At 60.5% G+C, this 12,445-nt stretch carries 11 protein-coding genes and 1 tRNA gene; 7 read left to right on the forward strand and 5 right to left on the reverse strand.

Translation table 11 applies throughout. The annotated features are described in order from the left end of the window. Nucleotides 1-153 precede the first annotated feature (153 nt). The 3 genes from CRO59_RS12040 to CRO59_RS12050 are packed head-to-tail and all read left to right on the forward strand — an operon-like array spanning nucleotide 154 to nucleotide 3,326. Nucleotides 154-1,563 carry a circularly permuted type 2 ATP-grasp protein gene (locus CRO59_RS12040; protein WP_027613322.1) on the forward strand — a complete coding sequence of 470 codons (1,410 nt, stop codon included), beginning with the start codon at nucleotides 154-156 and terminating at the stop codon, nucleotides 1,561-1,563. Between the two features lie 12 nt (nucleotides 1,564-1,575). Further along, nucleotides 1,576-2,526, forward strand: coding sequence for an alpha-E domain-containing protein (locus tag CRO59_RS12045; RefSeq protein ID WP_027613321.1), 951 nt, complete (start codon nucleotides 1,576-1,578; stop codon nucleotides 2,524-2,526). After that, nucleotides 2,523-3,326, forward strand: a complete 804-nt coding sequence (locus tag CRO59_RS12050) for a transglutaminase family protein (protein ID WP_027613320.1) — start codon at nucleotides 2,523-2,525, stop codon at nucleotides 3,324-3,326. Before CRO59_RS12045 ends, CRO59_RS12050 begins: the two co-directional genes overlap by 4 nt. 120 nt (nucleotides 3,327-3,446) lie before the next feature. Here CRO59_RS12050 and CRO59_RS12055 read toward each other — a convergent pair whose 3' ends face one another. Together CRO59_RS12055 and CRO59_RS12060 are read right to left on the reverse strand one after the other, a co-directional pair. Continuing rightward, nucleotides 3,447-4,214: a cytochrome c gene (locus tag CRO59_RS12055; RefSeq protein ID WP_096797033.1), complete on the reverse strand. Its 768-nt coding sequence runs from the start codon at nucleotides 4,212-4,214 to the stop codon at nucleotides 3,447-3,449. A gap of 383 nt (nucleotides 4,215-4,597) precedes the next feature. After that, complete coding sequence (locus tag CRO59_RS12060) at nucleotides 4,598-4,792, reverse strand: hypothetical protein (RefSeq protein WP_143503299.1); 195 nt, start codon at nucleotides 4,790-4,792, stop codon at nucleotides 4,598-4,600. A gap of 60 nt (nucleotides 4,793-4,852) precedes the next feature. Here CRO59_RS12060 and CRO59_RS12065 point away from each other — a divergent pair, with 60 nt between their 5' ends. The 3 genes from CRO59_RS12065 to CRO59_RS12075 all read left to right on the forward strand — a co-directional run bounded on the left by CRO59_RS12065 (nucleotide 4,853) and on the right by CRO59_RS12075 (nucleotide 9,045). Then, on the forward strand, nucleotides 4,853-6,058 hold the full coding sequence (locus tag CRO59_RS12065; RefSeq protein WP_027613317.1) for an acetyl-CoA C-acetyltransferase: 1,206 nt from the start codon (nucleotides 4,853-4,855) through the stop codon (nucleotides 6,056-6,058). Between the two features lie 25 nt (nucleotides 6,059-6,083). Continuing rightward, nucleotides 6,084-8,231 carry a 3-hydroxyacyl-CoA dehydrogenase NAD-binding domain-containing protein gene (locus CRO59_RS12070; protein WP_097087579.1) on the forward strand — a complete coding sequence of 716 codons (2,148 nt, stop codon included), beginning with the start codon at nucleotides 6,084-6,086 and terminating at the stop codon, nucleotides 8,229-8,231. A 91-nt stretch (nucleotides 8,232-8,322) separates the two neighbouring features. Then, on the forward strand, nucleotides 8,323-9,045 hold the full coding sequence (locus tag CRO59_RS12075; protein WP_095139972.1) for an amidotransferase: 723 nt from the start codon (nucleotides 8,323-8,325) through the stop codon (nucleotides 9,043-9,045). Between the two features lie 99 nt (nucleotides 9,046-9,144). On the opposite strand, the gene CRO59_RS12080 is transcribed toward CRO59_RS12075, so the two are convergent. The 3 genes from CRO59_RS12080 to CRO59_RS12090 form a co-directional block, all read right to left on the reverse strand. After that, nucleotides 9,145-10,116, reverse strand: a complete 972-nt coding sequence (locus tag CRO59_RS12080) for a magnesium and cobalt transport protein CorA (RefSeq protein WP_027613314.1) — start codon at nucleotides 10,114-10,116, stop codon at nucleotides 9,145-9,147. A 131-nt stretch (nucleotides 10,117-10,247) separates the two neighbouring features. Then, nucleotides 10,248-10,970 (reverse strand): 1-acylglycerol-3-phosphate O-acyltransferase, encoded by a 723-nt coding sequence (locus tag CRO59_RS12085; RefSeq protein ID WP_097087581.1) that lies wholly within the window; start codon nucleotides 10,968-10,970, stop codon nucleotides 10,248-10,250. 217 nt (nucleotides 10,971-11,187) lie between these two features. Continuing rightward, complete coding sequence (locus CRO59_RS12090; protein WP_064586733.1) at nucleotides 11,188-11,877, reverse strand: crotonase/enoyl-CoA hydratase family protein; 690 nt, start codon at nucleotides 11,875-11,877, stop codon at nucleotides 11,188-11,190. A gap of 295 nt (nucleotides 11,878-12,172) precedes the next feature. Here CRO59_RS12090 and CRO59_RS12095 point away from each other — a divergent pair. Next, a tRNA-Ser gene (locus CRO59_RS12095) sits at nucleotides 12,173-12,262 on the forward strand. The last annotated feature ends 183 nt before the right edge of the window (nucleotides 12,263-12,445 follow it).

Here is a 12,445-nt window from a genome sequence, read left to right on the forward strand (position 1 = left end):
CAATGAAGCGGGAGCAATCCGGTTGGGGCCATTGCCGCACAGGAATGGTGCGGTGCTCGCGGCGTGATTATCCAACCGATTGAAATCAAAGCGTTTATGCCGATGGCACGGGCCTTGCGAAGGCCTGTAGGTCCGGGTGACAAGGAGTACGGCATGATCCGCACCTATTTTGATGAAATGTACGATGCCGGCGGCCAGGTCCGCCCGCATTACCGGGAGTTCGCCCGCTGGCTGGCCGACACGCCTGACGAGTTGCTGGCACAACGGCGACGCGAGGCCGATCTGCTGTTCCACCGGGCCGGGATCACGTTCACGCTCTATGGCGACGAGCAGGGTACCGAGCGCCTGATTCCGTTCGACACCATTCCGCGCAGCATTCCCGCCAGCGAGTGGCGGATCGTCGAGCGTGGCTGCATCCAGCGGGTCAAGGCGTTGAACATGTTCCTCGCCGACCTCTATCACGAGCAGCGCATCATCAAGGCCGGGATCATCCCCGCCGAACAGGTGCTGGCCAACGAGCAGTACCAGTTGGCGATGCAGGGCCTGGATCTGCACCGCGACATCTATTCGCACATCTCCGGCGTCGACCTCGTGCGCGACGGCGATGGCACTTACTACGTGCTCGAAGACAACCTGCGTACTCCGAGCGGCGTCAGCTACATGCTCGAAGATCGCAAAATGATGATGCGTCTGTTCCCGGAGCTGTTCGCCGCCCAGCGCATCGCGCCCATCGACCACTACCCGAATCTGTTGCTCGACACCCTGAAGAGCTCCAGCCCGATTGACGACCCGAGCGTGGTGGTGCTGACGCCGGGGCGCTTCAACAGTGCGTTCTTCGAACACGCTTTCCTGGCGCGGGAAATGGGCGTTGAACTGGTGGAGGGCGCCGACCTGTTCGTGCGTGACGACAAGGTGTACATGCGCACCACCGACGGGCCGAAAGCGGTGGACGTGATCTACCGCCGTCTCGACGACGCGTTCCTCGATCCGCTGGCATTCAACCCCGACTCGATGCTCGGTGTGCCGGGGCTGCTCTCGTCCTATCGCTCGGGCAACGTGGTGCTGGCCAATGCTATTGGCACCGGCGTGGCGGATGACAAATCGGTGTACCCGTTTGTCACCGAGATGATCCGTTTCTACCTCGATGAAGAACCGATCCTGAAGAACGTGCCGACCTGGCAGTGCCGCAACCCCTCGGAACTTTCCCACGTGCTGGCCAATCTTCCGGATCTGGTGGTCAAGGAGACCCAGGGCTCCGGCGGTTACGGAATGCTGGTGGGGCCGGCGTCAACCACGGCGCAGATCGATGCGTTCCGTGAGCGGATCAAGGCCAAGCCCCACGCGTACATTGCGCAGCCGACGCTGTCGCTGTCGACCTGTCCGACCTTTGTCGAAAACGGCATTGCGCCGCGTCATATCGACCTGCGTCCGTTTGTATTGTCTGGCCGCGAAACCCGGGTCGTGCCCGGCGGTTTGACCCGTGTCGCCCTGCGTGAAGGCTCCCTGGTGGTGAACTCCTCCCAGGGCGGCGGAACCAAGGACACCTGGGTGGTCGAGGATTGAAGGAAGCTTGCCATGTTAAGTAGAACTGCCTCGGATCTGTACTGGATGTCGCGTTACCTGGAGCGGGCGGAAAACCTCGCACGGATGCTCGATATCAGCTATTCGCTGTCGCTGATGCCGCAGGACGGTCGCGGCGACGGTTTGCACGAATTGGCCATGCCGCTGTTGATCACCGGCACCCTCGACGATTACCTGGAGCGTCACGGCGAACTGCATGCCGAACGCCTGCTGCACTTCTTCGCCCTGGACGCGGCCAACCCGGCGAGCATCTACAGCTGCCTCGGCGCGGCGCGGGCCAGTGCGCATGCGGTGCGCGGGCGCATCACCGCGGACATGTGGGAGAACATCAACGCTACCTGGCTGGAAATTCGCGGCATTGCCGAACAGGGCCTCAGCCGTTACGGCATGAGCCGTTTCTGCGAGTGGATCAAGGAGCGCTCGCACCTGTTCCGTGGCGCGTCCTACGGCACGATCATGCGCAACGATGCGTTCCGCTTCATTCGTCTGGGGACGTTCATCGAGCGTGCGGACAACACGCTGCGCCTGCTCGATGCGCGCTATGAAATGGCCGGCGATCAGGCCGAGGCTGTCAGTGACGGTACGGCGCACGCCTATTACCAGTGGAGTGCACTGTTGCGAGCGCTGTCATCGTTCGAGGCCTACACCGAGATCTACCGCGACGCCCCCGGCGCCCGGCATGTCGCCGAGCTGCTGCTGTTGCGCGCCGATGTGCCGCGCTCACTGCGCGCCTGCACCGAGGAAATCGACCAGATCCTCGCCCAGTTGCCCGGCGCCAATGGCCGTCCGGCACAACGCCTTGCTGCCGAAATGGACGCGCGTCTGCGCTACACCGGTATCAACGAAATCCTCGCCGAAGGCCTGCACGCCTGGCTCACCGAATTCATCCCGCTGGTGCGCCAGTTGGGCAACGCGATTCACAGTTCATACCTGGAGGCTGCATGAGACTTTCCATAAGCCACGAGACCACCTATCACTATGAAGATCAGGTGCGGGCGAGCATCCAGTATCTGCGCCTGACCCCGCACGACAGCGAGCGTCAGCACGTGTTGAGCTGGCAGCTCGACCTGCCGCGTCCGGTGCGCGCCCAGCTCGATCCGTTCGGCAACATCCTGCATGTGCTGACCATGGACGAGCCGCACGAAGCGATCATTATCGGCGCCCGTGGCCAGGTCGATATCGACGAATTGCGCGAGGCTGAGCATGAGAGCCAGTCGGCGCTGCCGTTCCTGCGTTTCACCCGGCTGACCGAGGCCGACGAAGCGCTACGGGCGTTTGCCGACAAATCCTGCAAACAGCGGCGCGATCGCACTGCGCTGATCGACCTGATGCATGGTTTGAACCAGCACATCAGCTACACGCCGGGTTCGACTGAAGTCGACACCAGCGCCGCCGAAGCCTTTGCCGGGCGCGCCGGGGTTTGTCAGGATCACACCCATGCGTTTCTCGCTTGTGCACGCAGCCTGGGGATTCCGTCGCGTTATGTGTCGGGTTATCTGTACAGCGAGGACGCCGAGCACCTGGCCAGTCACGCCTGGGCCGAAGCGTGGCTGGATGACGCCTGGTACAGCTTTGATGTGACCAACCAATTGGCCCGCCCGGAGCGCCATCTGAAACTGGCGGTGGGCCTGGATTATCTGGATGCCTGCCCGGTGCGCGGCATGCGCCGGGGCGGTGGTTGTGAGCAGATGCATGCGAAGGTGTTCGTGTCGCCGACGCCGGTTATCTCCGTGCAACAACAGTAATTTGCTTCACACAAAACCCTGTAGGAGCGAGCCTGCTCGCGAAAGCGGTTTATCAGTCAGCAATGTGGTGTCTGAAACTCCGCTTTCGCGAGCAGGCTCGCTCCCACATGGGGAGTTGCATCAGGGCTTAACCTTGCGCCCAGCCATGTGTTGCAAATAGCCGATCAACAACTGCAAATCCCTCTCCGGCAACACCTCTGCCGAAAACCCCGGCATCTTCGCCTGAGGCCACTGGCGCAAACTCTGCGGATCGCGAATGTAGCGCTTGAGAAAATCCGCGCCGAAATACTCGGTCGGGTTGTACGGAATATTCAGATCCGGCCCGAACTGCGCATCCCCCGCACCGTTCAACCGGTGGCAGGCCAGGCAGTTCTTCTGGAACAGCGCAAAACCCTGATTCACCGGGTCATCCGCTTTCAGCTTGGGATCCGGCAACAGCGCCGGGAAGCGCTCGGCCACCGGCGCCATGCGCTTGATGCTCGCCACTTGGAACGGCCATTGCTCAGGGCTGATGTTGCCGGCTTGCGGGTCAGTCCACACCAGATAGAACGGCCCGGCGCTGTGTTTACCCTCGGACAGCGGCGGCCACGGCTGCGTCGGGTCCTCGATCGCCAGCCAGGCCTGCGCGCCTTTGCTGTTGAGCAACGGCGCAGCGGCCAGTTCGGCGGCAAACCCGTCCAGTGCCACCGCTTGCAGGTGATCGGCCGGTTTGATCCCGGTGAGCAGCGCCGCCACGGGCACGGCTCGATACGTCATGTCTTTCTTGTAGGACACATCGTTCTTGATGGTCAGAGTTTGTGCTTGCGGATGCTTGAGCAACTCTTCGGTCTGCCAGGTGCGACTGTTCGCGCCCAGCTCCAGCGTGAGCTGCGCCGCAGACAAGGGCATGCTCAGCAGCAAGGCCCAGAACACAATGAGCGTTTTCAAATGATCGCCGTCCCTGTCGTGGAAGTGCGCAAAGGTTCGCACAGCCACGCTGGCCCGGGTAGCGGGCCAGTCACATTTTGTCTGGCGATAACGGACGCCTGCCGCTTGAGTCAGCCAATCACCTTGGTCAGATTGGGCAAAATCAACAGCAGCGTGGTGGCGAAAAGAATGAGTCCTGCTTGACGAACTTTCGGTTGTTTGAACATGGCTTGACCGCCTTTATTGTTATTTCCTGATGTCTGCCTGCATATCCATGACGGCAAACGCTGCACTTCCTGTTGAAGAACGTCGGCCCCGGCAAAACCCGACGACCCTGACGTACATTTACTACCTTAGAGCCCGCGTCACGCTTGGCTTAGATCCATTTCATATGTATTTGCTGCCGTTTGCGATAAAAACGGCATGAGGCTTATTGCCAGCTTCTTCGCCGCCCGCTTGCTAGACAACTCGCTGACCTGAACCGGTTCACCTGAGGGTGGATGACCGTCCGTCTGAGCGTGCACGTCAACGTCATTGAGCGCTGTGGTCATTGAATCCATGCGCGCTCGGGACAACAGTGACACTACGAAATTCACTCACCGCACAGGTTCGAGGACGTCATGACCCAAGCTTTGATTTTCGATGCGTTACGCACGCCCCGCGGCAAAGGCAAGGCCGATGGCGCGCTGCACAGCGTCAAACCGGTGAATCTGGTCGCCGGGTTGTTGACCGCGCTGCAAAGCCGCACTGCGCTGGACACCAGCCAGGTCGATGACGTCGTGCTCGGCTGCGTCACGCCGATTGGCGATCAGGGCTCGGACATTGCCAAGACTGCGGTGCAGGTGGCGGATTGGGACGTTAGCGTGGCCGGCGTGCAGATCAACCGTTTTTGCGCCTCGGGTCTGGAAGCGGTCAACCTCGGCGCGATGAAAGTGCGCTCGGGCTTCGAGGATCTGGTAGTGGTCGGTGGCGTCGAGTCGATGTCGCGGGTGCCGATGGGCAGTGACGGCGGCGCCTGGGCACTGGATCCGCAAACCAATCTGCACAGCCACTTCACCCCACAGGGCGTTGGTGCGGACCTGATCGCCACCCTTGAGGGCTTCAGCCGTGAGGATGTCGATGCCTACGCGTTGCACTCGCAGCAAAAAGCCGCACGGGCGCGGGCCGACGGCTCGTTCAACAAGTCGCTGGTGCCGGTGCAGGATCAGAACGGCATCATCCTGCTCGATCACGACGAATTCATTCGCGCCGAGTCGACGATGGAAGGCCTCGGCAAACTCAAGCCAAGTTTCGAAATGATCGGCCAGATGGGGTTTGATGCCACCGCGCTGCGGGTCTACAGCCACGTCGAGCGGATCAACCACGTGCATACGCCGGGCAACAGCTCCGGGATCGTTGACGGTGCGGCGCTGATGTTGATCGGCTCCGAAGCCAAGGGTCGTGCGCTCGGCCTGCAACCACGGGCCCGGATCGTCGCCACGGCGGTCACCAGCACTGACCCGACCATCATGCTCACCGGCCCGGCACCGGCCACCCGCAAGGCCTTGGCCAAGGCGGGTTTGCGCGTGGAAGACATCGACCTGTTCGAGGTCAATGAGGCATTTGCCTCGGTGGTGCTCAAGTTCATCAAGGACATGGCGGTGGACCCGGACAAAGTCAACGTCAACGGCGGCTCGATCGCCATGGGCCACCCGCTGGGCGCGACCGGTTGCGCGATCCTCGGCACCTTGCTCGATGAACTGGAAACCCGGCGCCTGCGCTACGGCCTGGCGACGCTGTGCGTCGGCGGCGGCATGGGCATTGCCACCATCATCGAACGCCTCTGAGCCCCGAATTCAAGGAAACCTTGTTATGAGCGAAGCCATTCGTTACGAAAAAGGCCAGGACGCCATCGTCGTGTTGACCATCGACATGCCGGGCCAGAGCGCCAACACCATGAACGCCGTGTACCGCGATGCCATGGGCGCCTGCGTTGCGCGGCTGGTGGCGGAAAAAGACAGCATCGCCGGGGTGATCATCACCTCGGCGAAGAAAACCTTCTTTGCCGGCGGCGACCTCAATGAGCTGATCAAGGTCGGCAAACCCGAGGCCAAAGCGTTCTATGACATGGTGCTGAGCCTCAAGGGGCAGTTGCGCACCCTGGAAACCCTCGGCAAACCGGTGGTCGCGGCGATCAACGGCGCCGCGCTCGGCGGTGGCTGGGAAATCTGTCTGGCCTGTCATCACCGGGTGGCGCTGGACGATGCGGCGGTGCAACTCGGTCTGCCGGAGGTGACACTGGGCCTGCTACCGGGCGGCGGCGGGGTGGTGCGCATGGTGCGTATGCTCGGCATCGAAAAAGCCTTGCCGTACTTGCTCGAAGGCAAAAAGTTGCGCCCGCAACAGGCATTGCAGGCCGGTCTGATCGATGAACTGGCGGCGGATCGTGACGAGTTGCTGGCCAAGGCGCGCGCCTGGATTGTCGCCAACCCGGGCGCGGTGCAGCGTTGGGACGTGAAGGGTTATCAGATCCCCGGCGGCACACCGTCGAATCCGAAAGTCGCGCAGATGCTGGCGATAGCGCCGTCGATCCTGCGCAGCAAGACTCAGGGCACGCTGCCGGCGCCAGAGAAGATTCTGTGTGCGGCGGTGGAAGGCGCGCAGGTTGATTTCGACACCGCGCACCTGATCGAAACCCGCTATTTCACCGAACTGACCACCGGGCAGATCTCGAAAAACCTGATCGGCACCTTCTGGTTCCAGCTCAACGAGATCAACGCCGGCAGTTCGCGGCCGCAGGGTTTTGCGCCATATGTCACGCGCAAGGTCGGTGTGCTCGGTGCGGGCATGATGGGCGCCGGGATCGCCTTCGTCAGTGCCTCGGCTGGCATCGATGTGGTGCTCAAGGACATCAACCTGGCGGCGGCCGAGAAGGGCAAGGCCCATTCGGCGGCGCTGCTGGACAAGAAAGTCTCCCGTGGCCAGATGACGGTCGAAAAGCGCGAAGCGGTGCTGGCGCGAATTCACATCACTGAAAATGATGCGGATCTGGCGGGTTGTGATCTGATCATCGAGGCGGTGTTCGAGGATCGCGAACTCAAGGCCAAGGTCTCGTCGGCAGCGCAAAAAATTGTCGGCCTTGATGCGGTAATCGCCTCCAACACGTCGACCCTGCCGATCACCGGTCTGGCAACGGCGGTGCCGGATCAAAGCAAGTTCATCGGCCTGCATTTCTTCAGCCCGGTGGACAAAATGCCGCTGGTGGAGATCATAAAAGGTGCGCAAACCAGTGCTGAAACCCTGGCCCGGGGTTTCGACTTTGTTCTGCAGATCAAGAAAACCCCGATCGTGGTCAACGACAGTCGCGGCTTCTTTACCTCACGGGTGTTTGGCACCTTCACCAATGAAGGCATCGCCATGCTCGGCGAAGGCGTGAGCGCGCCGATGATCGAGACCGAAGCGCGCAAGGCCGGGATGCCGGTGGGACCGCTGGCGATCTCCGACGAAGTTTCCCTCAGCCTGATGAGCCATATCCGTCAGCAAACGGCCAAAGACCTGCAAGCGGAAGGGAAACCGCTGACAGATCATCCGGCGTTCGCTGTGATTGACTTGCTGCTCAACGAATACAAGCGCCCGGGCAAAGCCGCTGGCGGTGGTTTCTACGATTACCCGGCGGGTGGTCAGAAACATCTGTGGCCGGAGTTGAAGACGCGCTTCGAGCAGGCCGACGGGCAGATTTCGCCGAAGGATGTGCGTGATCGTCTGCTGTTCGTGCAGGCCCTGGAAACCGTGCGCTGCGTGGAGGAGGGCGTGCTCACCTCGACGGCGGATGCCAACGTCGGCTCGATCTTCGGCATCGGATTTGCGCCTTGGACCGGCGGCGCCTTGCAGTTCATTAATCAGTACGGGGTGCAGGACTTCGTCGCACGCGCGCAGTATCTGGCCGAGCAGTACGGCGAGCGCTTTGCGCCACCGGCGCTGTTGCTGGAAAAAGCCGCGAAAGGCGAGCTGTTTAAGTGATCGGCTGAACGCTGCGGGGCTTGCCTTGCCGGGGTGTTTCAAGGCAGGCTCTGGGGTGTTCATTATTCCCATCACGTGTCAGGTATTTTTTATGTCGCTACGCATCTGCATTCTGGAAACCGACATCCTGCGTCCGGAACTGGTCGATCAATATCAGGGTTACGGGCAGATGTTTCAGCGCCTGTTCTCGCAGCAACCGATTGCCGCCGAGTTCACCGTGTACAACGTGATGCAGGGCGAATACCCAAGCGACGACCTGACCTTCGATGCGTACCTGATCACCGGCAGCAAGGCCGATTCGTTCGGCACCGACCCGTGGATCCAGACCCTCAAGCAATACCTGCTGACCCGCTACGAGCGTGGCGACAAGCTGCTCGGCGTGTGCTTCGGCCATCAATTGCTGGCGCTGCTGCTAGGTGGCAAGAGCGAGCGCGCCAGCCAAGGCTGGGGCGTCGGCACCCACAACTACAAACTGGCGGCCAAGGCGCCGTGGATGAGCCCGGTGCGAGAAGAGCTGACGCTGCTGATCAGCCACCAGGATCAGGTCACTGCGCTGCCGGAAAACGCCACGGTCATCGCTTCCAGCGATTTCTGCCCGTTTGCCGCGTACCACATCAACGATCAGGTGCTGTGCTTCCAGGGGCACCCGGAATTCATTCACGACTATTCGCGGGCGCTGCTGGATCTGCGCCAGGAAGCGCTGGGTTCGCAGATCTACTCGAAAGGCGTGGCCAGCCTCGAGCAGGAGCACCATGGCACCACGGTGGCGGAATGGATGATGCGGTTTGTGGCGCACAAGCCTGAGGCTGCTTGATAGCAGATCAAAAGATCGCAGCCTGCGGCAGCTCCTGCATCGGGGTGGTGTACACCCTGTAGGAGCTGCCGCAGGCTGCGATCTTTTGCTTTTGCTTCCCTATAACCACCCCGACCTCTTGAAACTCGCCCACAAACTCACACACCCCACCGTAATAAACCCCAACACGGCGAAATAGCCGTAGTGCCAGCTCAGCTCCGGCATGTTCTGGAAGTTCATCCCGTAAATCCCCGCGACCGCGGTCGGGAACGCCAGAATCGCCGCCCACGCGGCAAACTTGCGTTGCACCACGCTCTGCCGTGACGCCTCGAGCAGCACACCGATTTCGATGGTCTGGCTGGCGATGTCGGCCAGGGTGGTCAGGTCTTCCATCTGCCGCGTGACATGGATCTGCACATCGCGGAAGTACGGGCGCATGTTCTTGTCGATGAACGGGAAGCTCAGCTTCTGCAGCTCCTCGCCAATCTCCACCATCGGCGCTGCATAGCGGCGCAGGCGCAACACGTCGCGGCGCAGACCGTGAAGTTTCTGAATGTCATGCTCGTTCAACGCACTGCACAGCACGTTGCGCTCCAGTTCATCGATCTCGGCATGAATCGCTTCGCCCACCGGCTGGTAGTTTTCGATGACGAAATCCAGCAGCGCATACAGGACGAAATCTTCGCCGTGCTCCAGCAACAGCGGCCGCGCCTCACAACGTTGGCGGACATGCGCGTAGGACGCCGAGTGGCCGTTGCGGGCGGTGATGATGTAGCCCTTGCCGGCGAAGATGTGTGTTTCGATGAACTGCAAGATCCCATGTTCGCGGATCGGCGAGTAGGTGACGATAAACAAGGCGTCACCAAAGGTTTCCAGCTTCGGCCGGCTGTGTTTTTCCAGGGCGTCTTCAATGGCCAGTTCGTGCAGGTTGAACTGGCGCTGCAGATTGGCCAGCTCCTGAGCGTCCGGCTCTTCCAGGCCGATCCAGACAAAATGTCCGGTTTTTGCGGCCCAGGCGGCACCTTCGTCAAGCGTGATATTGGTGACTTTCTTACCGGCGCTGTAAACCGCAGCAGCAACAACTCGACCCATGGTAGTGGTTCACTTCTTCTTGGCAGATGGCAGGGAATACAAGGCTTCAGCTTAGCTGTGTCGCTGCTTGAGAGTCAGTGAAATCTGTACAGTTCACCCGGCAAAAGAAAACCCGCACAAGGCGGGTTTTTTTACGCAGCCTGCAGCTGCTGATCCATCGCGGCGATGCATTCGCGCATCTGCTCGCGGCATTGGGACATGAGCATGGGCATGTCATCCATGGTCAGCCCGGCTGTAGGAATCGCCGGCAGCGAGCGTATGAGAATTTTCCCGCTGCGCCAGCGGTTCAGGCGCATGTGCTTGATGTAGCTGCTGACGCACACCGGCACGATCGGCACACCGGCGGCGATCGCCATCTGGAACGCGCCTTTCTTGAACGGCAGCAGTTCTTCACCGAGGTTGCGCGTGCCTTCCGGGAATACCCAGATCGACGTGTCTTCGTGCTGCAAGGTGTGGGTGGTGGTGAGCATCGACTTGCGCGCCTTGTGCGCGTTGCCACGATCAATCAACACGTTGCCCGCGAGCCAGAACAGTTGCCCGAACAGCGGCACCCATTTCAGGCTTTTCTTGCCGATGCAAACGGTCCGCCGGGGCACCACGTTGCCGAACACGAACAGGTCGTAGTTGGACTGATGGTTGGCGACAATCACGCAACTGTCTGGCTTGTTCATCAACGGGCCGACGTCGGCTTTTACCCGCAAGCGCAGAATGCACATGGCCGGAAGCGCGTAGAGGCGGGCGCACAGTCGGCTGTTGTCCGGATTGAACGGCCGGCACATCCCGAGGATCACCCCCAACACGCCGGCCAGAATAAAGTGCAGGCCCATCAATAACATACGAAACACAAACAGCATTTTCAGGCCCCACCGGGACAAAAGGTGGCGCAGTGTACGGATGTGCACTGTTTTCGGCAATTGCTGCTATAGAGTCCGGAGATAGGCGATGTTTAAGCGCATGTTTCCGAGTTGATTGTCAGACCCGAGCTAGAGCAGTCGACGCTCGATCAATCGAACGCGTAAGAAAAAGCCCGACACGACGGTCGGGCTTTTCTTTGGCTTGGGAAGCGCGGGCTTAGCCCAGATGTTCCTGATCCTGGATGATCGCGTTGTCGAGGGCTTCGAGCAGCGCCTTGCGCACTTTGAGCTTGGTGTTCTTGTGCGCGTTCATGTTGATCTTCTTCAACTGACGCGCCGCGGCCAGGGCTGCGCCTTGCAGCTCTTCGGCAGCCACCACCTTGTCGAGGAAGCCGGCATCCACCGCGCTTTTCGGATCAAACATTTCGCCGTTGATCACCGAACGGTGGAACGCCGAACGACGCAGACGATCACGCGCCAGCTCGATGCCGGCGTGGTGCATGGTCATGCCGATTTGCACTTCGTTCAGACCGATGCTGAACGGGCCGTCGACACCGATGCGGTAGTCGGCGGACAGCAGCAGGAATGCACCTTTGGCCACGGCGTGGCCTGGGCAGGCAACGATCACCGGAAACGGGTGGGACAGCAGGCGACGGGCGAGTGTCGAACCCGCAGTCACCAGCGCCACGGCTTCTTTAGGCCCGGCGGTCATCACCTTCAAGTCATAGCCGCCAGACAGAATCCCCGGCTGACCGGTAATGATCACGATGGCACGATCAGTCTTCGCCTGATCCAGCGCCGCGTTGAACGCCGCAATCACGTCCGGGGAAATGGCATTGACCTTGCCGTTGTTCAAGGTCAGGGTCGCGATACCGTCTTCGAGGTGGTAGGCAATCAACTCACTCATGACGCTATTCCTTGTAAGAAAGATGGGCAGACGTTACCCACCACCGTAGGCCAGGTAAAGCGCTGTGACTGACTCGCCGGTCACCGTTTCCGGCCGCGCCCGGCGTAGCACGCCATTCTGCTTCTATATAGAAGGGTGGCCGTCACCAGAGATTGGCCGGTTTGCCATCGCCCAAGGTGGGGCGAAACGCCTTTTTGTCTTAACCGCATGAAAATTCTGAAAAAAAGTTTGCCATCAGAAAAGCTTTCGACTACATTAGCGCGCCTCGACAGACAGAACATGTTTGAAGAGATACGGTGAAGTGTCCGAGTGGCTTAAGGAGCACGCCTGGAAAGTGTGTATACAGGAAACTGTATCGAGAGTTCGAATCTCTCCTTCACCGCCAAATTTGAAACGACTAAACCCCTGAAAACGTTAAAGTTTTCAGGGGTTTTGTGTTTTTAGGGGGCAAAAAAGGCCCACATGGGAACATCCATGGGAATATGGGCTGCTGGGTTGCCCGCTTCCGAAGCCCTGTTTACGGAGCGTCGTCTCCACCTGGAGGCTGAATGCCCAAGGCGTGCTGCAG

Source organism: Pseudomonas sp. LAMO17WK12:I5 (assembly GCF_900215165.1).
Classification (GTDB): domain Bacteria; phylum Pseudomonadota; class Gammaproteobacteria; order Pseudomonadales; family Pseudomonadaceae; genus Aquipseudomonas; species Aquipseudomonas putida_A.